Annotated in this window: 1 protein-coding gene; it reads right to left on the bottom strand. The window is 63.6% G+C overall.

Annotation, left to right across the window (positions count from 1 at the left end):
• Nucleotides 1-121: 121 nt before the first annotated feature.
• Nucleotides 122-247 (bottom strand): integrase core domain-containing protein (locus tag FLM69_RS11325; RefSeq protein WP_141844318.1); only part of this gene is annotated, 126 nt, incomplete at its 5' end.

Below are 247 nucleotides of genomic sequence, written 5' to 3'. Positions count from 1 at the left end.
CCGGCTCAAGCAGTGGCGAGGGATCGCGATGCGCTCGGACAAGTACGCCCGGAACTATCACGCCGGGCTCTGCCTCGCCGCGACACTGCATTGGCTGACTACTATCCTTTAGCAACACGCCCTAGGTGTAAGAGGTCATGACGTTGTTGACTCGGGCCGGGGCCAACGAGGCCGGAGGGGCGTCCCCGCAGGAGGTATGAGGCCGATGGTAGTTGTAGTGGTTCACCCACACGGCCAGCGCCTCACG

The organism is Micrococcus sp. R8502A1 (genome assembly GCF_006704135.1).
Taxonomy (GTDB): Bacteria; Actinomycetota; Actinomycetes; order Actinomycetales; family Micrococcaceae; genus Micrococcus; species Micrococcus luteus.
This window is presented reverse-complemented; position numbering and strand designations above follow the sequence as displayed.